This window comes from Cobetia sp. LC6, from assembly GCF_030264805.1.
Classification (GTDB): Bacteria; Pseudomonadota; Gammaproteobacteria; order Pseudomonadales; family Halomonadaceae; genus Cobetia.
On sequence record NZ_JASSPL010000007.1, the window covers coordinates 1 to 18,397 of the forward strand.

At 64.8% G+C, this 18,397-nt stretch carries 17 protein-coding genes; 2 read left to right on the plus strand and 15 right to left on the minus strand.

Annotated features, from left to right (window positions below; all coding sequences use genetic code 11):
* Positions 1-206 precede the first annotated feature (206 nt).
* Positions 207-458: a hypothetical protein gene (locus QQF40_RS09735; protein WP_285461186.1), complete on the plus strand. Its 252-nt coding sequence runs from the start codon at positions 207-209 to the stop codon at positions 456-458.
* Positions 459-461: 3 nt separating this feature from the next.
* Entirely contained in the window at positions 462-1,361 is a 900-nt protein-coding gene (locus QQF40_RS09740; protein WP_285461187.1) for a hypothetical protein, read from the plus strand.
* Here QQF40_RS09740 and QQF40_RS09745 read toward each other — a convergent pair.
* The 15 genes from QQF40_RS09745 to QQF40_RS09815 all read right to left on the minus strand — a co-directional run bounded on the left by QQF40_RS09745 (position 1,358) and on the right by QQF40_RS09815 (position 18,332).
* Complete coding sequence (locus tag QQF40_RS09745; RefSeq protein WP_285461188.1) at positions 1,358-2,209, minus strand: 4'-phosphopantetheinyl transferase family protein; 852 nt, start codon at positions 2,207-2,209, stop codon at positions 1,358-1,360. The genes QQF40_RS09740 and QQF40_RS09745 overlap by 4 nt on opposite strands.
* A 9-nt stretch (positions 2,210-2,218) precedes the next feature.
* Positions 2,219-2,731, minus strand: a complete 513-nt coding sequence (locus QQF40_RS09750) for an excinuclease ATPase subunit (RefSeq protein WP_285461189.1) — start codon at positions 2,729-2,731, stop codon at positions 2,219-2,221.
* Between the two features lie 183 nt (positions 2,732-2,914).
* Positions 2,915-4,171, minus strand: coding sequence for a beta-ketoacyl-ACP synthase (locus QQF40_RS09755; RefSeq protein WP_285461190.1), 1,257 nt, complete (start codon positions 4,169-4,171; stop codon positions 2,915-2,917).
* Positions 4,171-4,944: a 3-oxoacyl-ACP reductase FabG gene (gene fabG / locus QQF40_RS09760; RefSeq protein ID WP_285461191.1), complete on the minus strand. Its 774-nt coding sequence runs from the start codon at positions 4,942-4,944 to the stop codon at positions 4,171-4,173. Before fabG ends, QQF40_RS09755 begins: the two co-directional genes overlap by 1 nt.
* Positions 4,944-5,552: a hotdog family protein gene (locus tag QQF40_RS09765; protein ID WP_175088458.1), complete on the minus strand. Its 609-nt coding sequence runs from the start codon at positions 5,550-5,552 to the stop codon at positions 4,944-4,946. Before QQF40_RS09765 ends, fabG begins: the two co-directional genes overlap by 1 nt.
* The gene (locus QQF40_RS09770) at positions 5,546-6,889 is read right to left on the minus strand and encodes a beta-ketoacyl synthase N-terminal-like domain-containing protein (RefSeq protein WP_285461192.1); all 1,344 of its coding nucleotides are present in this window, start codon (positions 6,887-6,889) and stop codon (positions 5,546-5,548) included. The genes QQF40_RS09765 and QQF40_RS09770 overlap by 7 nt, the downstream gene beginning before the upstream one ends.
* Positions 6,882-7,652 (minus strand): DUF3261 domain-containing protein, encoded by a 771-nt coding sequence (locus QQF40_RS09775; RefSeq protein WP_285461193.1) that lies wholly within the window; start codon positions 7,650-7,652, stop codon positions 6,882-6,884. Before QQF40_RS09775 ends, QQF40_RS09770 begins: the two co-directional genes overlap by 8 nt.
* 9 nt (positions 7,653-7,661) lie before the next feature.
* Entirely contained in the window at positions 7,662-9,053 is a 1,392-nt protein-coding gene (locus QQF40_RS09780) for an NAD(P)/FAD-dependent oxidoreductase (RefSeq protein ID WP_285461194.1), read from the minus strand.
* Between the two features lie 96 nt (positions 9,054-9,149).
* Positions 9,150-11,516, minus strand: coding sequence for an MMPL family transporter (locus tag QQF40_RS09785; protein WP_285461195.1), 2,367 nt, complete (start codon positions 11,514-11,516; stop codon positions 9,150-9,152).
* Positions 11,513-12,124 (minus strand): LolA-related protein, encoded by a 612-nt coding sequence (locus QQF40_RS09790; RefSeq protein WP_285461196.1) that lies wholly within the window; start codon positions 12,122-12,124, stop codon positions 11,513-11,515. The genes QQF40_RS09785 and QQF40_RS09790 overlap by 4 nt, the downstream gene beginning before the upstream one ends.
* Positions 12,124-12,621, minus strand: a complete 498-nt coding sequence (locus QQF40_RS09795; protein WP_285461197.1) for an acyl-CoA thioesterase — start codon at positions 12,619-12,621, stop codon at positions 12,124-12,126. The genes QQF40_RS09790 and QQF40_RS09795 overlap by 1 nt, the downstream gene beginning before the upstream one ends.
* Positions 12,622-12,686: 65 nt before the next feature.
* Entirely contained in the window at positions 12,687-14,291 is a 1,605-nt protein-coding gene (locus QQF40_RS09800) for an HAL/PAL/TAL family ammonia-lyase (RefSeq protein ID WP_285461198.1), read from the minus strand.
* A 113-nt stretch (positions 14,292-14,404) separates the two neighbouring features.
* Positions 14,405-15,463: a lysophospholipid acyltransferase family protein gene (locus tag QQF40_RS09805; protein WP_285461199.1), complete on the minus strand. Its 1,059-nt coding sequence runs from the start codon at positions 15,461-15,463 to the stop codon at positions 14,405-14,407.
* Positions 15,460-16,323, minus strand: a complete 864-nt coding sequence (locus tag QQF40_RS09810) for a glycosyltransferase family 2 protein (protein ID WP_285461200.1) — start codon at positions 16,321-16,323, stop codon at positions 15,460-15,462. The genes QQF40_RS09805 and QQF40_RS09810 overlap by 4 nt, the downstream gene beginning before the upstream one ends.
* Positions 16,320-18,332: an ApeI family dehydratase gene (locus QQF40_RS09815; RefSeq protein WP_285461201.1), complete on the minus strand. Its 2,013-nt coding sequence runs from the start codon at positions 18,330-18,332 to the stop codon at positions 16,320-16,322. The genes QQF40_RS09810 and QQF40_RS09815 overlap by 4 nt, the downstream gene beginning before the upstream one ends.
* Positions 18,333-18,397: the final 65 nt, after the last annotated feature.

The window sequence follows — 18,397 nt, forward strand, 5'->3', positions numbered from 1 at the left end:
GTAATGCTGAGTTCTGAGTATGACATGAGCGCAATACCTTACAGGGAAACTCAGGTGTTGCACTCAGAATCTGCGGCCAAGGAGAATATGATTGGTATTCAGTCACTGATGTTTTTTCTAGCTCTAAAAGCAGTGAGTTTAAGCGCTACGTATGTAAATATTCTACGGATTATACGAGTTGTTACTTTAAGTTTGTGGAAGGCTGCATGTTAGGTGAAAAGAGCTGTTTGAAATATATGAAAGGTGATTATTTTAGCTTCAGAAAAGAAAACTACCATTATATTGAAAAAACGAATGGCTTTAAATTGGACTCTATTCTAGTAACAGGCCCAGCTAGTGGCTATACAGCAAACGTAATAACTAAAAGATCTTTAGAAAATAATGTTGATATTAAATATGAACCCTTGTCTAATGATGATGTAAGAAGTTCACTTAAAGAATTGTTGAGCAGGATTTGATTTATGCTTATAAAAGACTTCGCAAAAAGCCCATATAAAATAAAAATCTATTTACTAGGAGTCTCTGCAGTATTAATATTGTTAATATTCTTAAATTATTATGCTCTTCCGTTAATTTGCAATTATTTCGGATTTGATTATAGCTCTACCTTTTCATCATTTTTCAATAATATCATAGCTCTGGTTGGCTCTAGCTTATTTGCTTCTGGTTTTTATTTATTGCTTACACCAAGCGGTCTAAGTGAAAATGATATTAACTTAATATCTTCTCATGACATTAAGGATTTGCTTAAAAATATGGTAAGTGAGACGGAGAGGTTTAGCTACTTAGGACATACGGCAAGATGGAATAGAAGTTTTTCATTGCCTAAGCTGAGTGAAATTAGCAATGATAAAAAGTCTACACGTCATGTAGATATAGTGATTATAGACCCGAATAGTGAGACGAGTTGTTTGTACTACTCACAATTTGGTCATGCAAATCGAGATAAAGGTGGTGAAGTAAAAAATATTCACGATGTGCGAGTCGAGTTGATTACAACTTACTTGTGCTGTGTCAAAGAGAATATGTCGCCTTTTATGGAAGTTAATCTTTATTTTACGGAAAATATTTCTTTATTTAGATACGATATATCAGACAATGGAATCCTACTTTCTAAACCCTACAAAGGTGATCCTGCGCTCTACTTCCCTAAGGGGACTTTTTTCTATGATTCTTATAAGCAGGAGTTTAACATAGCTAAAGATCAAGCAGATAGAGTTGACTTGGAAAGAATTGAAGTTCTAGATTACGAATCAGTCAAGCACCTATTATTGAAATCCGATATATTTGACGATTACTTGGATGAAAGTTTTGTAAATGTGGTATGGGATTCTTATAAAAAGATGACTATCCCATATTAGTGTCTTGGTATTTTATAAGTGCCCTCATATCGCACCCATTCCCGATAAAACCCGTCCAGTCGTTCTGTCTCGTTGAGGTGTGATGCCTCGGCGAGGCGTTCGCGTGCGTCTGTAGGCAGCATGGCGATGCGGGCGTCGAGGTCGTGAGCGTGGCGTGGGTTGCGGTATTCGAGGTCCAGCCCGAGCGGAGCGGTGGCGAGGCCGACGAGGACATGCCCGTGGCGGTGGGCGATGGAGACGTAGAAGCCTGCCGGTAGCGCAGGGTGGTGGGGCGCCTGGCCGCGCGGTGACCAGTCGGCCAGCGCAAGCTGGATGCCTTGAGCAGCGGCGAGTTCACCGAGTAGCACGCGGGCGAGGTGCGATTCGGCTTCTCGTTGCTGGCGACGACGGGCCTTGGCGGATGATACGGGGGGGGCTGCGTTATCCACATCCGGATGTCGAGCGCGCAGCGAGCGACGGCGGGAAGCCTCAGCCGAGGAGTTGATAGAGGGAGCAGCCAGATCAGCACAAACCGCGGGCAGCACACAGGCCTCGGCCAGCCACAGGCGGGCTGGCCGAGGGGAAGATTCAGAGCAGGGATTTGGCAAGGTGCAGGCAGTGCCGCCAGTCGCAGACGCCAGGGAAGCGGCGAGGGCGTGGGGATCATGCGAGATCAGCGGCTCGCCGTTGGACAAGTCGGCGCTCGGCGAGCCCGTGCTCAGCGAAGCGGTGTCATCTGATGCAGCACGCCCCAGCACCACGCAGCGGTAGGCGGGGTGATCGGTCGGGCGCACCGCAGGCTCGTCTGCCAAGTTATCCTCAACCGGCTCGCCTGCTTCACGCACATCCTTGCCTTGCCTGGCCGTCATGATGGCGAATCAGTTCTTCGGATGCAGGATCACCAGATCCCCACGCAGCGCGACGCCCGCGACGATATTGCCTGCGTGGCACTCGTACTTCTCGCTGCTGGAGTAGGGCACCTTGTCATAGTCGCTGCGGATGTTGATGACCGCATTGGCCCCGTATTCGCGCGCCTTTTCCTGCAGCGCACGCAGCGCCGACAGGAACACCCAGCGACAGGCTTCCGCATCGCTCTTGTTGGTCGCGTTGGTCTTCGGGTTCACCCGCGCCCAGCCGCGCTTCTCGATTCGCTCGTAGGGCTGCTTGTCACCGAAGAAGAAGGCCACGTCCTTGCCCAGTCGCTGACTGGCCGCGGTGCTGGCCATCACCGGCATGATCGGCAGGAAGTGTTGCGTGTCCCGCGCCTCTGCCGGTGCGGAGGCCAGCAGACTGGCAGAGCCGATCACCAGGGCGGCGCCCATTGCCATGCCTCGTGCAGAGCGAATGGCACGCAACACCCAAGGGAATGACTGAGCAACGGATGACGCCATGTGAAACCCCTCCTTACCGTGTGATTGACTGGCTCGAGGCCAGCGAATATCGCCGTCAGACAGCCAGAGGCGTGAGCCAATCACACCATAGACCATGCAGCGGGCGCGTATCTTGCGCCAGAACTGACCCGCTGCAAAGTCGTCTGGTAGCGACAGTCGTGCGCCAGCTCGCTCGCAGTGCAGTCACTCCTGCCAGCGACGCAGAATCAGCGAGGTATTGATGCCGCCGAAGGCGAAGTTGTTGCTCATCACGGTGTCCGTCTCGATCTCGCGGCCTGCGCCGGTGAGGTAGTCGAGCTGCGCACAGCGCGGGTCGAGACTGGTGAGATTGGCGGTGCCGTGGAACCAGCCCTCACGCATCATCTCGATGGCGATCCAGGCTTCCAGCGCGCCACAGGCGCCCAGGGTATGACCGGTGAAACTCTTGAAGGCGCTGATCGGCGTGGAATCGCCAAACACCGCATGGGTGGCATGGCTCTCGGCGATGTCACCGCGCTCGGTGGCGGTGCCATGCGCGCTGACATAGCCGATCTCCGAGGCCTCGACACCGGCATCCTCCAGCGCCATGCGCATTGCGGCTTCCATCATGTTGGCGTCCGGCTGGGTGACGTGACGGCCATCGGAATTGGTGCCGAAGCCGAGAATCTCGGCGTGGATGGTCGCGCCGCGCGCCAGGGCGTGCTCCAGCTCTTCCAGAATCAGCGTACCGGCACCCTCACCGATCACCAGGCCATCACGTTCGGTATCGAAGGGCCGCGGTGACAGGTCCGGGCGCTCATTGCAGGTGCTGGTGGCGAACAGGGTATCGAACACGGCGGCGTCTGCGGCGGACAGCTCCTCGCAGCCACCGGCGACCATCGCGGTCTGGCGGCCGAAGCGGATCGCCTCATAGGCGTAACCGATGCCCTGACTGCCCGAGGTGCAGGCGCTGGAGGTGGTGTGAATCCGCCCCTTGATGCCGAGGAAGACGCCGATGTTGACCGGCGCGGTATGCGCCATCATGCGGATATAGGAATTGGCGCTGAGGCCATCGGTGGAGTGGTTGATCAGCATGTTGCCGAAGTCGGCCACCGCGTCCGGCTCACCGGCCGAGGCGCCGTAGGCGATGCCCATCTGGCCGCTTTCCTTGAGCGGGCTGTCACTCAGTCCCGCGGCTTCTAGCGCCAACTCGCTTGAGCGGGTCGCCAGCTGTGCCACACGGCCCATGCTGCGTAGCGCACGGCGGTTGTAGTGCTTGGGCAGTGCGAAATCGCTGACCGGCGCGCCGAGACGCGTGTTCAGGCCGTCGTACTTGTCCCAATCCTCGATATAGCGAATGCCGGTGCGCCCGGCGGCCAGATTGGCGCGCAGGGTCGGCCAGTCATTGCCGATGGGCGAGAAACCATGCATGCCGGTGACCACGACACGTCTGCCGCGCAGTGCGTGAGAGGAAGCCGTCATCAGAACATCCCCCCGTTCACCGCGATGGTCTGGCGGGTGATGTAGCCGGCGTCCTTCGAGCACAGGAAGGCCACGGTGGCGGCGACTTCCTCGGCTTCCCCCGCGCGGCGCATGGGAATCATCTTCAGCGCCTCTTCCATCTCGACGCCTTCGGTCATCTCGGTGGTGATGACGCCCGGTGCGACGGCATTGACGGTGATGCGGCGCTTGGCCAGCTCCACCGCCAGCGCCTTGACCGCGCCGATCAATCCCGCCTTGGCGGCGGAATAGTTGACCTGCCCCCGATTGCCCATCATGCCCGACACCGAGGACATCACGATGATGCGCCCCGGCTTGCGACGGCGTACCAGCGGCATCGAGAGCGGCTTGATGACGTTGTAGAAGCCATCGAGGTTGGTGCGGATCACGCTGTCCCAGTCTTCGTCGGTAAGCGCCGGAAAGGCGTTGTCGGCATGGATACCGGCATTGCAGATCACGCCGTAGTAGCAGCCGTGCGCCTCGATATCCGCTTCGAGCGCATTGCGCGCGGCTTCTCGGTCGGCGACATCGAAGCTCAGGATGCGCGATTCACCGCCCAGGGCGCTGATCTCACGCGCGACCTCCTCGGCAGCGTCGCGGCGCGAGCGACAATGCAGCACCAGGTTGTAGCCTTCGCGGGCCAGACGCAGCGCGATGGCGCGGCCGATACCCCGGCTGGAGCCGGTGACCAGAATCCACTCGCGCGCTTCAGGGGCGGCGGTGGCAGTTTCAGTAGCGGGGGGGGTGACAGACATCAGACATTACCTTGCGATGAGGCACCGGCAGCATCCTGCTGTCCGGGTGAGGATTCTTGTGCGGTCTCTTGCGTAGACGCCGCAGAGGGCAGCGCCTCGGGCGCCGGCTCGAAGACATTGACGCCGGCACGCGCGACGGTGGCGCCGTGCTCGTCGCTGATGGTGGCCTCGAAGGCGCCCAGACCGTTGTCAGCGCGATAGTCGAGCTGAACATGAATCTGCCAGCGACAATCGCAGGAAAAGGCGGCGACTTCGCTCTCATAACGGCGACTCCCAAGCAGAAAGCCGACTCGTGGTGGCTGGCCGCTGCGTGCGGCCTGCAGGCCCGACCAGGCAGCGATGGCCTGCGCCATCCACTCAAGCCCGACCCAGGCGGGGATCACGGTCTGCCCGTCGGCGTTGTGCTCGGCGAACAGGTTGTCTGGCGTCGGGGTGATGTCGGCGCTCAGCGAATGCTCGTCACAGCGCAGCACGTTATCCAGCAGACACATGCCGGCATCATGGGGCACATAGGGGCCAATGGCGCAGGGCATGGCGGGATAGCCCGCCTCACGGGGCTGCACATCAGAGTCAGCAATGGAAACTGAGTCGGTGCTCGGGGTCAGCATGCAGAGGACTCCGGGTCGGTGGTGTGGCGCTCCAGCACCAGCGAGATGTTGTTGCCGCCGAAGGCGAAGGCATTGCTCATCACCCGCAGTGGCGGGGTCTCGGGACGGTCACGATAGACGATGTTGAGCGTAGGCAGCGTCGGGTCCAGTGCCTCACGCGGCGTGGCATGCGGCGGCAGGCGACCATGTTCCAGCGCCAGCCAGCAGAATGCGGCTTCCAGCGCACCGCAGGCCCCCAGCGTATGGCCGGTGAGGGCCTTGGTCGAGCTGACGGCGGGCAGACGGGGCTCGTCGGTATCAGAACCGGCATCAGAAACGCTGTCAGAACCGGCATCAGAACCGGCATCCCTGCCGAACAGGCGGCTGATGGCGAGGCTTTCCATCGCATCATTCAGCGGCGTGGCGGTGCCGTGCAGGTTGATGTAGTCGATCTCGCCGGGGGCGCGGCCGGCACTGGCGAGTGCGCCGCGCATGGCGGCCTCGGCGCCGCTGCCATCGGGGCAGGGCGCGGAAATATGGTGGGCATCGCTGGATTCACCGACGCCGGTCAGCTGTACGCCGCCTTGCTCCGGGGTGACCACGAACAGCACCGCGGCCTCGCCCAGGTTGATGCCATCGCGCTCGGCCCCCAGCGGCAGGCTCTCCTTGCGGCTGACGGCCTCAAGGCTCATGAAGCCTTTCACCGTCATGTGACACAGGCTGTCGGCGCCACCGGCGATCACCGCATCGCATTGGCCGGAGGCCAGCAGGCGGCGTGCGCTGGCCAGGGCCTTGGCGCTGGAGGTGCAGGCGGTGGACAGGGTGTAGATCGGCCCACGCGCGCCGCTCATCCAGGCGACACACTCGGCGGGTGCGCCCAGTTCCTGGCGACGATATTCAAAGCTCTGCGGCCAGCTGTCGGCGCTCGGCGTGCCCTGGGCGACGGCGGCGCGCTGGGCGTCCATCGCGGCTTCCGTCTCGCCGATGCCGGAGGTACTGGTACCCAGCACCACGCCGATGCGCTCTGGGGCGATGCCCTGACGCTTGAGAGCCTCAAGCTCCGGTGCCAGCTGCTCAAGCGCGGTGGCCAGCAGGCGGTTGTTGCGTGAGCGTAGCGGGGCCGGCCAGTCGCTGTCATCCACCAGCCGCGCGGTGACGCGTCCCAGTGACAGCGGCGTGCCGGGGCTGAAGTCATCGCTGACACGCAGGCCACGGCTGGCGCTGAACAGCGCACTGCTGATCAGGCCGTGGTCCGCACCCAGCGGGCAGACGATGCCGGGGCGTGACAGGCGGCAGGCGTTGCCAGTGTCGCGGCCCTTGGGGGTTGCGGTGGCCACGGTTGCAACAGATTCAGTCATGCGCGGGAGCTTCCGGTGAGTCGTCAGAATCGTTCTGTGTACTGGGCGCTGCCAGCGGTTCCAGCGTCAGCTGCATGTCGGCTGCCGGGTCGCGCAGCGTCACGCGGCCGCTGGCATCGCGGCTCAGCTCGGCGATGGTCACACCATCATGTGTGATGATGCGCTGCGCGGGCTGGCGGCGTTGCTGCCAGTCGCCGCGTTGTACCAGTTGCCAGCCTGTGTTCGCAAAGGCGTCATCGATCGCGTCCTTTGGCCAGTGCACCCAGGCGATACGCCGTGCCAGCCAGTCGGCGGTGAAGGGCAGCTTCTTGAGCACCTCGGGGCGTGCCTTCTCGAAACGATTGCCATCGGCGTCATGCACCAGCGTCAGCAGGCGTTGGCCCTGCACGCTGAGCATGACCAGCCGCATGGCCTCGGGCGATTGGCGTAGTACGCCGATGAGAGGCGGCAGATTGTGCTCCTGCGCACCCTCGCCATCGACTGCACGCTGTGCGCTGTCATCACTCTCTATACGCGCCACACGCAGAATCAGACGTTGGGTGCTGGTCTGCTCGAGATTCGCCAGCGCCGGCATCGGGCTGGCAGCCTCCAGCGGCTTTGGGGCGAGCAGGCTGCAGCCGCTCAACAGCAGCGTGGCGGCCACGGCAAGGCTGGCCAGCCCGAGGCGGCTGCTCAGCCCTGATGAACGCAGCCCGACTGAGCGCAGCCTTGCTGAACGCAGCCCGGTGAAAACAACGTGAGAGGCGAAAGAGATGTTTTTCATGACGCTACTTTACCTGTTCTCGCCGATGCTTGCTGCGCGGCCGAAGGCGCTGAGGCCAGCGAGTGAGTCGCTTTCCGGCTCCGCGTCAGGCGCGAGTGTCTGCTCGGGCGCGGTCAGCCTGGCAAGGGCCGTCAGGCGGCGGCGACTGGCGCTGACAAAGGGGTTGGCCGTGTCCCAGGCGTAACCGGCGAGCACCGAGCTGATCATCTGGCGAATCCGTGCATGCGGCTCGGGATGATAGATGATGTCGGTCAGACGGCTGTCGTACCAGGCGGTGACGAATTCGCGGAAGACCTCGATGCCACGGCGCAGCGGCTGCTCGTATTCGCTGGCCCAGTCGGGGCGCTGCTCATCGCGGGTCGCGGTAAGCTCACGCGCGACCAGCGGCGCGGCACGCAGCGCCGATTCCAGCGCGATGGTCACGCCGGAGGAGAATACCGGGTCCAGAAATTCTCCGGCATTGCCGAGCAGCGCATAGCCCGGGCCATGCAGGCGACTGACATCGGCGCTGTAACCGCCCAGTGACTGCACGGCGTTGGCCGGTCGAGCCTCACGCAGCAACTCCGCCAGGCGCGGTTCTTCCATCACCCACTGCCACAGGCGTGTCTGCGCATCGTCCTCGGCGGCAGGCTCGATCAGCTCGCGCGGGCCGACCACGCCCAGCGAGGCGCGGCCATTGGCGAAGGGAATCAGCCAGTACCACACATCGGGATGCGTCGGATGCGAGGCGATCAGGATATTGTCGCGACGATAGCCCTCGGCGGGCGGCGCGAGGTCGGCGATGCCATCGTGGACATGGCCGAACAGCGCCATGCGCGGCTCCAGGCGCGGGTCACGCTCAAGGGATTCGAGGCGCGCCAGCACGCGGCCATAGCCGCTGGCATCCAGCACGAAGGCAGCCTCAAGCTCACGGCCATCCGCCAGCGTGAGGCGCGGCCCCTGCGCATGGCCGGTGACGTCGCTCTGCGCGGGGCGGGCGGGAGTGAAGCCCGTGACCGTGACGCCGAATTCGACCTCGGCGCCCGCCGCCCGCGCGCCCTCGATCAAGCGCTGATCGAAGTCGGCGCGCTCCACCTGCCAGGTGGTGCCGGGGCCGTCGCTGAACTTGTCGCGGAAGTCGATCACGCGATGCTCGCCGCGGCGGGTGAAGGCCGCGCCGGTCTTGCGCTGATAGCCACCGGCGGCCGCGGCCTCCATCAAGCCGCAGGCCTCCAGATGCTGCATGCAGCGTGGCAGCAGGCTCTCGCCGATGGAGAAGCGCGGGAAGTGGCTGCGCTCCAGTACGCGCACCGCATGGCCCGCGCGTGCCAGCCACGCTGCCGCCGCCGCGCCGGCGGGCCCGGCGCCGATGATGATGACTTCCTTGCGTGATGGGTTGTTGCTGCGATCTGCCGATTCCATGGCATCGTCCCCTGTTGTTGTCGATATCATTATCGTTATGTGTACTTGTTGCGCTGCGTTCCCTGCGGCTTGCTTGCCTCTCGCTCATGGCTCGCCTCAACTGCGCGCGAAGGGCACCAGGCTCCAGGTGGCGCTCAGCCCCAGCAGGCAGGCCAGCCCCAGTGCCGCCAGCGCCGGTGTCTGACTGAAGCTCAATAACCCGAAGGCTAGCAGGCTGGAGGCGCACGACAGCGAAATCGCCAGCAGGCTGGCCTGCGATGCACGGCTGGCGCTGGTCTGTGCTGCATCTGACGCTGTAGCTGATAAAGAGCGGCGCGCGGGATGCTCGGCACAGAAGATGCCCGCATCCAGGCCAATCCCCAGTACCAGCAACAGGCCCAGCAGGTGGAAGAGGTTGAGGCCGACGCCTGCCAGCGTCAGGGCCGACAGCGTCAGTATCAGTCCGCCCAGCGGCGGCAGCAGGGCTCGCCAGGTGCTGCGACGATAGCGCAGCGCCAGCAGCAGGCTGATCAAGACCACCGCGCCGCCGACCAGCCAGGCCATCTCGCTGCGAATCCTGCCCAGCGTCGTCGAGAGCCTGGCGACCTGATCGACATACTCGAGGCTGTCGTCATCCACGGCGAGGCGCGCAAGCGCTTCACTGCCCGCAGCCGTGACATCGCCGAAGCGCACGATACCGATGGCGGCGCTGCGCGAGTCGAGCCACAGTCGCTGGCCCATCTCGCCGGCGGGCAGTGCGACCCAGCCCGCCGGGCGCAGCGGGTGGGCGTCTGCGATGGCCTGCTCGGCACGCTTGACCAGCTCGGGCGGCAGGCCTGCGGTGCTCAGCACCCGGGGCAGCAGGTTGCGGGTGCGCTCACGCATGGCGCCGAGGTTGGCCTGCTGCTGCGCAAGCGTCGGCAGTTGCTGAGCGAGGCTCGCCCAGTGGCCCAACTGCTGTTGCGCATTCAGTCGCTGGAAGGTGCCTTCCAGCGCATGTAGGCGCGTGAGCAGGGCGGCGTCGGTCTCGGCCTGCACGATCAGGTAGCGCAGGCCGTCCGGTTCGGCGAGCAGGCGCTGCACCTCGCGTTGTTCGTCAATCAAGGCCTGCGGCGACGGATTCAACTGAGTGAGTCGGTCATCGCTGCGCAGTCCGTAGAGGCTTGCCAGCGCGGCCAACAGCAGCAGGCCCAGCGCCTGCCAGCTGCGCCTGCCGGGAATGGCGCGCGCCAGACCTCCTGCGGCGCGGGCGGCGGGGGAGTCCTCGCGGGTGGCCTGCGCCGGCAGTGGCAGTTGCGGCAGCCACAGGCGCACGCTCAGCCAGGCACCGATCAAGCCGAGTGCGGCGAACATGCCCATCTGACGCAGACCGGGCATCGGTGTCAGGGTGATGGCCAGATAGGCGGCGAGGCTGGAGCACAGCCCCAGCGTCAGGCCCGGCCACAGCGCGGTGAGCCCGCCACGGCCATTCGTCGCCAGACGGCGCATGCATTCCAGATGCAACACGTAATCGATGGAGATGCCGATCAGGCTGGCGCCGAAGGCCAGCGTCAGCACATGCAGGCTGCCGAAGGCCCACCAGGACAGCGGCAGCGCGAACAGCACGCCCGTTGCCACCGGCACCAGCAGCAACGGCAGCCGCCGTGGGGTGCGGAACACCGCCCATAGCAACAGCAGCACGCCGATCAGCGAGCCGAGCCCGATGGTCGACATCTCCTGCTTGGCCTGCCGCGCGCCGTTGCTGGCATGGAAGACCAGCCCGGAGCGCAGCAGCCGGATGTCGGGATAGTCGGCCTTCACGCCATTCACGGCCTGTTCCAGCGCCTGCTGGTCACTCATCGCGTAGGCGCTGCCCGTCAGGGTGGCGCTGATCAGGCGATAGCCGTTACCGGGCTGCTCACCGCTTGATGTCGGCGCGCGCAGCAACAGCTGGCCGCCGGACAGCGACAGGTTGGCGGGCGTCAGCCAGCTCTGCCAGGCGCCGGCAAGCCCGAAGGGATCGCGGATCAGGTCGCGCTGGCCGCCGGGCTGGAACAACTGCCTGAGCGCGCGCGCCTGCCAGTCATCATCACTCAGGCCGGCAAGCGACGGGGCGATCAGGGCCGGCTGGACCTCTGCCGGCAGGCGCAGGCTTTCGAAGCTCTTGCCGTCATCCAGCCTCGCGATGGGCGCGAGCGCCTGCCGCAGCGCCCGGGCGGCAGCGTCACGCTGCTTTCGTGCGGCGGCGCTGGCATCGCGACTGCCGACCAGAATCACCAGCCGGTTGGCGGTGTCATCCAGCGATTCGGCGCGCGCCGCCAACGGGCTGCGCTCCTGCTCCGGCAGCATGGCGGTGATGCGGGTGTCGACCGCCCCGCGCCATGGGCTCTGCGGGACGATCTTCGCGGCCAGCAGCAGGGCGCACAGCAGCAGGGCGGCGGCCCACAGCCAGCGCCAGACGGCACGATCCAGCCCCTTGCGCGGCTCATGGCTGGGTGATGTCATCGCTCGCAGTGACCGCCGGCGGTGAGGGCCAGCTCCAGGCGGTCACCGTCGCCGCTGTCGAGGTTCACGTGTTCCAGCCAGCTGCCACCGTCGATCTCGAGGCGCTCGATGGCCTCGGCCAGGCGAGCATCGTTGGGCGTCAGGCTGGCCTGCCAGTCATCCGGCGTGCCCGTCAACGTGAGGGAGAAGTGCTCCTCCAGCGCCTGCCAGTCGCCGTGGAAGAAGCTGATCAGCAGTTCCGCCATCGCCTGCTGGTCGGCCGGCAGCGGTTCGCCATTCGGGCCTTGGCTGGCATCGGGGCGCATCTCGAGACGGTCTTCAATCGGCGAAGTGGTTTCCCACACCAGCCCTGCGGGCGCGTTCGGGTCGCCGATCAGACGGAAATGACCCCGGCTCTCGAGCTCTGCACCGACATCCTCGAGCCAGCGCGTCTGCTGGAAATCACCGCAGACAGGGGCGGTACGTGCCAGCTGTTGCGTCAGGGCACGGGCGTCGAATCTGGCGTCTGAGTCGCTGGTCCCTGAGGCACTGGTCTCGGATGCGCTGACCCAGGGGGCACCGGCAGTCAGCAGCAGGGCAGTGGCGGCAATGGCAAGGCGTGACGTCATCACGGCGTTCCTTGTGTCGGGTTCGGGGTGGCAGGCGCTTCTTCGTCGCTGGAGCGTGACTGACTGACCTGCCAGGCGGCGAGCCGCTCACTGAGCGCGGCGGGCGAGGCCAGCAGCATCTCGCCATCCTCCAACCCGACGGCGACCTGCACGCTGTAGCCACGGGTCAGGCGCTTGCCGCTCTCGACATCGCGGATCACGTAGTCGAGCTTGAGGCGGTTTTCCCACTCGCGCAGCCGCGCGGTGACGGCGATACGCTGGCCGAAGCGCGCCGGGCCGGCATAGCGCAGGCGCAGGTCGATCACCGGCCAGGCGTAGCCGGAATCGCGCATCTGCGGGTAGTTGTAGTCGAGCATGTCGAGCAGCTTGCAGCGGGCGATCTCGAGATAGCGCACGTAATGGCCGTGCCAGGCGACTTCCATCATGTCGACGTCGTGGAAGGGCACTTCCATCTCTACCGTGGCGGTCGGCATCGGGGTGTCTGTGGGCTGATTCATGGCTTGTCTCTCGCTCAAGGCTGCCTCGTTCATGGCTTTTTCCTCGCTCAAGGCTGTCCGCTCGCTCATGCGTTGGCCTCGTCTGCGCTCAGGGCCCAATGGCGCTCACGGATGCGCGCGCACAGCAGGCGCAGGTCGGCTTCCAGAGCGCGATCTTCCTCGAGGGGCGCGATGTCTTCACGCAGCTCGCGGGTGAAGGCGGCCAGCCTGGGCGGCGTGGCGGCCTGGCCCGTGATGTCGGCGCGCTGTTCGCTGCCCTGCACGGCGGCGTGCAGGGTGGCGGCGGCGACCTGTTCCACCAATGTCAGCACGCGCAACGCATCCCGCGCGGCGATGGTGCCCATGCTGACCTTGTCCTGATTGTGGCACTCGGTGGAACGCGAGAAGACGCTGGCGGGCATGGTCAGCTTGAGGGCTTCCGCCGTCCAGGCCGAGGCGCCGATCTGCACTGCCTTGTAGCCATGATTGAGCGGCGCGCGCTCAGGCGTGGCACCGCTGAGATTGCTGGGCAGGCCACGGTTGTAGCGGCTGTCGACCAGCAGTGCCAGCTGGCGGTCGAGCAGGTCGGCCAGGTTGGCGACCGCCGTCTTGAGGCTGTCCATCACCATTGCCACATGGCCGCCGTAGAAGTGGCCGCCGTGGAGAATCTTGCCGGCCTCGACATCGATCAGTGGATTGTCGTTGGCGCTGTTGAGCTCGGTCTCCAGGAAACTGCGCCACCAGTGCAGGCTGTCCTCGACCACGCCGATGACGTGGGGCGCGCAGCGCGTCGAGTAGCGGTCCTGCAGGCGCGGTGAGTTGATCGGCGTGGCATCCACTTCCGGCGCCGCCGGGTGGGCCAGATCATCGCGCAGCCACTGGGCCACGCGGGCCTGGCCGGGATGCGGCTTGGCGGCGAACAGGTCGGCATCGAAGTGATAGGGGTTGCCTTCCAGCGCCTGCACGCTGAGCGCGGTGATGCGTGCGCTCAGGCGGCTGAGGTAGGTGGTGCGGCCGTAGGCCAGCGCGGCGAGGGCCGTCATCACGGCGGTGCCGTTCATCAGCGCCAGACCTTCCTTGGGGCGCAGCACGTAGGGCGTCAGGCTGTGAGCCGCGAAGACCTCCGCCGTCGGGCGCAGCGCGTGGGGCTGGCCTGCGCCGGGGCGCACCCAGACCTCACGCTCGCCACACAGCACGGCGGCGACATAGGACAGCGGGGTGAGATCGCCGCTGGCGCCCACCGAGCCTTCCTCGGGAATGCGCGGCAGGATGTCGTGATTGAGCAGCCACACGAGGCGCTCCAGCAGCGCCATGCTGACCCCGGAGACACCACGGCACAGCGAGACGAGGCGCACCATCACCACCGCGCGACTGCTGACCACATCCAGGTCCGCGCCCATGCCACAGCCGTGGAAGGTGTAGAGGTGGCGCGGCAGGGCTTCGAGGTCCTCTGCCCCCTGCACGGCTCGCGTCACGGAATCGCCGTAACCGGTGGTGACGCCGTAGACCACGCCTTCCTCTTCCAGCAGGCGTTCCAGCAGGGCCGGGCCGGCCTCGATACGGGCGCGGAAGGCGGCATCCGAGGTCAGGCGCACCTCACGGCGGCCTTCGGCGACATCGATCAACTGCTCGAGGGTGATATCACTGCCGTCGAGAATCAGGGCGGAGGCAGAGGTGGCGGGCTGTGACATGACGAGGTACCTGGCGAAGAGAGAAGCGTGACAATGCGCTGAACGTGAAGGCCGAACAAGGTGAAGGCTGCGTAGCCGGGCGCGAAGCAGCGTTGTCGCAGGCCCGGCGCGGATCAGGCGTCCTGTTTCGGAGCCGACGTGCTGTCTGGATTCGACGTGCTGTCTGGCGCCTGATGCCAGAAATCGAAGAAGTTGAACCACTGCAGTGGATGGTGCTTCACGCGCGCTTCCAGATGACGGGCGTGGCGCTGCATGGCCTGCTGGATCCACGCCTCGCGACCGCTGCGCTTGACGGCGCGGCTGTCATCGAAGGGCGCGAAGTCGACCCGGAAACGCGGATGGGCGCCGCCCTGTTCGCGAATGCAGCTCAGGGTATAGACGTGACAGCGCAGCAGCGCGGCCAGCATGAAGGGCCCCTGGGGGAAGGGTGCGGGCTGATTGATGAAGTCACAGTGCAGCACGCGCGGTGAGGCCGCGGCACTGGCCGGTGACGCGGGTCGGCTGCCTTCTGCCGTGTTGGCTTCTACCGAAGGGGAATCTGCCTTGGTATCGTCGAGCGTGGGCGGAATCGGCACGCGGTCGGCGGCGATGACCACGAAGCCGCCGCGATTGACGCGATCACCCAGCGCCATGGCGGTGGCAGGCGTGATCTCGCTGACCTCGATCATCTGCGGCGGCTTGCGGCCGGTGGCCTGCTCCAGCAGTTGATTGAACTTCTCGGCATGGCGCGTGTGTACCAGCGCGCACAGGTCGATGTCGTGGCGCTCACCGATGGCATTGATCACATCCAGATTGCCGTGGTGGGCGACGAGGATGATGCCGCCCTCGCCCCGCAGCGCAGCGTCGCGCAGGTCTTCCGGGCCGGTGCCGGTCAGCGAGGACAGCGGGATCTCGCCGCTCCAGGCCGAGACCTTGTCCATGATCGCCTCACCGAACTGCATGAAGTGGGCAAAGCTTCTTGTCCACAGGCGCACGCCGCCAAGCTCTGGCTCAAGACGCTTGAGGAAGTCGAAGGAGGCCCGGCGCGCCACCCCGCGCAGCAGGAAGTACCACACCAGCACCGGGAACAGCGCGATACGAAACGGCCAGGCACCGAGGCGACGACGAATCGTCACCATCAGGCGCATGCCGGTGGTGGAGCCGGTTTCCGACAGGCGTGCCCAATGGGTCATTCGTGTTTCCCCTTCGCGTCGTCAGGCTGCGAGGGGCGGCTGACATGAGTGGATGTTGTCTTGCGATTGCGTCCCGACAGCGTGCGCCAGGCAAGTTTCGGCGAGCGCAGCAGCATGCCGAGGAACAGTCGCGTGTGCATGGCGCTGATCAACAGATTGTCGTGACCGGGGCGGAAGTGGCTGACGCCTCCGGTGGGATAGCTGACATGCACCGGCAGGTTGGCGACCTCGCCATCGGCCCAGTACCAGCGCACCAGCACCTCGGTGTCGAAGGACATGCGGTCGCCACAGTCATGACGTGCCAGCAGCCGGTTGGTGGCGGCCAGCGGGTAGAGGCGCACGCCGCACATGGTGTCGCGGATGGCCAGCGACAGGGTGTTGATCCACACCCAGATGTGCGAGGCGTAGCGGCCATAGAAGCGGATGCGCGGCACGCTGGCGTCGTATTGCGGATAGCCGATCTGCAGGCAGTCGGGGTTTTCCTGCATGCCGTTGAGGAAGGCGGGCAGATCGCTGACATCGTGCTGCCCATCGGCGTCCACCTGCAGGGCATGGGTGAAGCCGAGCTGCTCGGCAGCCTGCAGCCCACTGCGCACGGCAGCACCCTTGCCGCCATTCTGCTCGCGACGCACCAGGTGATGACCCTCGGCTGCCAGCTGATCCAGCACCTCGGCGCAGGGCGCGCTGCAGCCATCATCCACCAGTACGATGGGCAGCCCGAGCGGTGTCAGACCCGCACACACGCCGGCGATGGTGGCGGGGTGGTCGTAGACCGGAATCACCACGCAGGCGCGCAGTGGCGACTCGCTGACGGGGGGAGAGGATGTGTGGCCGGTCATCGGCGCCTGGGGTTGGCTCATGACGCCTCCGGTGTGGATGTCGTCTGGGGTGAACTGAGTGGCGAACTGAGTGGCGGACTGAGAGGTGTGTCATCGGTTTCAGCACCGTAGCGCAAGCGGCCGCTGGCATGCAGGCCTGCGCGGGATTCCAGGCGGAAGTCGACGCGCAGGCCGTGGCTGTCGGCTACCAGTGTCGCGGCCAGCGTGAAGCGCATGCCCGGCAGCAACAGGTTGGAGAACTTGATGCGCTCCAGACGCTGAAAACGGCTTTCCTCCACGCCGACACCCGCCAGGCGCAGGCGGCGGCCGAGATCGCGTGCCCACTTGAGCATCACCACGCCGGGCACCAGTGGCTGGGTGGCGAAATGCCCTTCGAGGTAGCACAGGCTGTCGGGTACCTCGGCTTCCAGCGTCAGCTGCTGCGCGCCGCTGGAGGTTTCGCCCAGCCAGCGTGGCAGACGATGATCGTCGAGATCGGCAAACAGCCGTGCGACGGAGTCCGCCGTGAACTTGCCCTGGGCATTCAGTGGCAGGCGCGTGACGAAGCGCCAGTAGCGCGGCAGGGCGATGCGCTCGAAGCCCGGCATCAGTGCACGCCGCAGACGCGCGATCAGGTCGTGGCGACTGGCGTGGTCCTGCGGCAGCGCGCTCTCCTCCATCACCACCACCGCGCCCAGGCGATGCTCGCGAGTGGGCATCGGCAGGCAACGTACCTCCAGCACCTCCGCTTGCTCGCTCAGGCAGCGCTCCACCGCGCTCAACGAGACCCGCTTGCCGGCCAGCTTGACCAGACGATCACTGCGCCCCAGCAGCTGGAAGCGTGGCGCTTCATTCTGCTCGCCCTGCGACGGAGGCTCAGCCGCCACTGGCGCGGCGTTGTCGGCCTGCTGCCACCACTGGTCCGGCTGTTCCAGAAACGGCGAGCGCACGGCGAAGGCGGGCGAGAAGCGGAGTTCGACCCGCGGCAGCGGTGTCCAGTCGGGCGTCTCGTGCTGGCGGCGGTGTGCGATGCCGCCCGTCTCGGTGCTGCCGTAGATCTCGATCACCGGCGCCTGCAGGCAGTTCTCGGCGTGGCGGGCAGCCTCGGCCGGCAGCGGAGCACCTGAAGAGAAGACCCGCAACACCTGGGCGTTGTCCTTGGAGTTGTCCGCCACGCGGGGCTCGTCACTGGCCTGGGGCAGGCGCGCCAGCTGGGCCGGTGAGCTGACCAGCTGGCAGCGATACCCGAGGCCGGACAGCTGCGCGATGGCGGCGGCCAGCTGCTCCGGGTAATGACAGGCTTCGCTGAGAAACGGCACCCCTTCGCTCAGCGGGCGCAGCAGCGACACCAGCAGACCGTAGATGTGCTGATGGCTGACCTGACTGAGACTGACGGTGTCTGTGGTTGGCTCAGACGCTGGGTCAGCGTCTGGAGTGTCTGACGCCAGCGGCCATAGCGTGCGATGCACGGCCAGTTCGGCCTCGAGCTGATCGAAGCGCTTGGCGATGCGCAGCGGCTCGCCGGTGGAGCCGGAGGTGCAGAGCTCCAGCGCGAGACGCGCGCCGTCCGGCGTGATCTCGAACGGTGCATTCGGTGCAGCGGTAGAGCTGACAGTGCCGGGTCGCTCCGACGGCCAGCCATCGCCGCTGGCCTCGGGCAGCTTGCCATCACTGCTCTCGGCCAGGCGGGCCAGGGTGTCCGGGCGGTCATCTCCTGGCAGCACGGCGAGCATACCGCGCTCCCACAGCGCCAGCAGCTGCACGCAGGCACCAAGCGCCGTGGGCTGGAACAGCACCCAGCGCGCACCGGGCCGGCGGACAGCATGCGCAGCGGGCAGGTTGTCCAGCCACTGATGCCAGGCATCAACGCGTGCCATCAGCTCGGCACGACTCAGCGGGCGCAGCGGCTGACCGAGACTGGCCAGCCAGCAGGCCGGCGCCGCAGGCGCGAGTCGGGCGAGCTGGCGCCAGCCCTGATGGATGAGGGAGGTGGCGCGCTGGGCGGTGTCTTGCTCAGTGGCACGACTGGCAGGCTGGCGGGCATCAGACATGTGAGGCAGGCAACTCTTCAGAAAGTCGAATTCATCTGGGGGCGTATCACGCCGGGCGAATCCAC

What these genes read in the sequence shown, in the direction of transcription:
- QQF40_RS09735 (WP_285461186.1), top strand. Translation starts at nt 207, where the DNA reads ATGTTAGGTGAAAAGAGCTGTTTGAAATATATGAAAGGTGATTATTTT.
- QQF40_RS09740 (WP_285461187.1), top strand. Translation starts at nt 462, where the DNA reads ATGCTTATAAAAGACTTCGCAAAAAGCCCATATAAAATAAAAATCTAT.
- QQF40_RS09745 (WP_285461188.1), bottom strand. Translation starts at nt 2,209, where the DNA reads ATGACGGCCAGGCAAGGCAAGGATGTGCGTGAAGCAGGCGAGCCGGTT.
- QQF40_RS09750 (WP_285461189.1), bottom strand. Translation starts at nt 2,731, where the DNA reads ATGGCGTCATCCGTTGCTCAGTCATTCCCTTGGGTGTTGCGTGCCATT.
- QQF40_RS09755 (WP_285461190.1), bottom strand. Translation starts at nt 4,171, where the DNA reads ATGACGGCTTCCTCTCACGCACTGCGCGGCAGACGTGTCGTGGTCACC.
- fabG (WP_285461191.1), bottom strand. Translation starts at nt 4,944, where the DNA reads ATGTCTGTCACCCCCCCCGCTACTGAAACTGCCACCGCCGCCCCTGAA.
- QQF40_RS09765 (WP_175088458.1), bottom strand. Translation starts at nt 5,552, where the DNA reads ATGCTGACCCCGAGCACCGACTCAGTTTCCATTGCTGACTCTGATGTG.
- QQF40_RS09770 (WP_285461192.1), bottom strand. Translation starts at nt 6,889, where the DNA reads ATGACTGAATCTGTTGCAACCGTGGCCACCGCAACCCCCAAGGGCCGC.
- QQF40_RS09775 (WP_285461193.1), bottom strand. Translation starts at nt 7,652, where the DNA reads ATGAAAAACATCTCTTTCGCCTCTCACGTTGTTTTCACCGGGCTGCGT.
- QQF40_RS09780 (WP_285461194.1), bottom strand. Translation starts at nt 9,053, where the DNA reads ATGGAATCGGCAGATCGCAGCAACAACCCATCACGCAAGGAAGTCATC.
- QQF40_RS09785 (WP_285461195.1), bottom strand. Translation starts at nt 11,516, where the DNA reads ATGACATCACCCAGCCATGAGCCGCGCAAGGGGCTGGATCGTGCCGTC.
- QQF40_RS09790 (WP_285461196.1), bottom strand. Translation starts at nt 12,124, where the DNA reads ATGACGTCACGCCTTGCCATTGCCGCCACTGCCCTGCTGCTGACTGCC.
- QQF40_RS09795 (WP_285461197.1), bottom strand. Translation starts at nt 12,621, where the DNA reads ATGAATCAGCCCACAGACACCCCGATGCCGACCGCCACGGTAGAGATG.
- QQF40_RS09800 (WP_285461198.1), bottom strand. Translation starts at nt 14,291, where the DNA reads ATGTCACAGCCCGCCACCTCTGCCTCCGCCCTGATTCTCGACGGCAGT.
- QQF40_RS09805 (WP_285461199.1), bottom strand. Translation starts at nt 15,463, where the DNA reads ATGACCCATTGGGCACGCCTGTCGGAAACCGGCTCCACCACCGGCATG.
- QQF40_RS09810 (WP_285461200.1), bottom strand. Translation starts at nt 16,323, where the DNA reads ATGAGCCAACCCCAGGCGCCGATGACCGGCCACACATCCTCTCCCCCC.
- QQF40_RS09815 (WP_285461201.1), bottom strand. Translation starts at nt 18,332, where the DNA reads ATGTCTGATGCCCGCCAGCCTGCCAGTCGTGCCACTGAGCAAGACACC.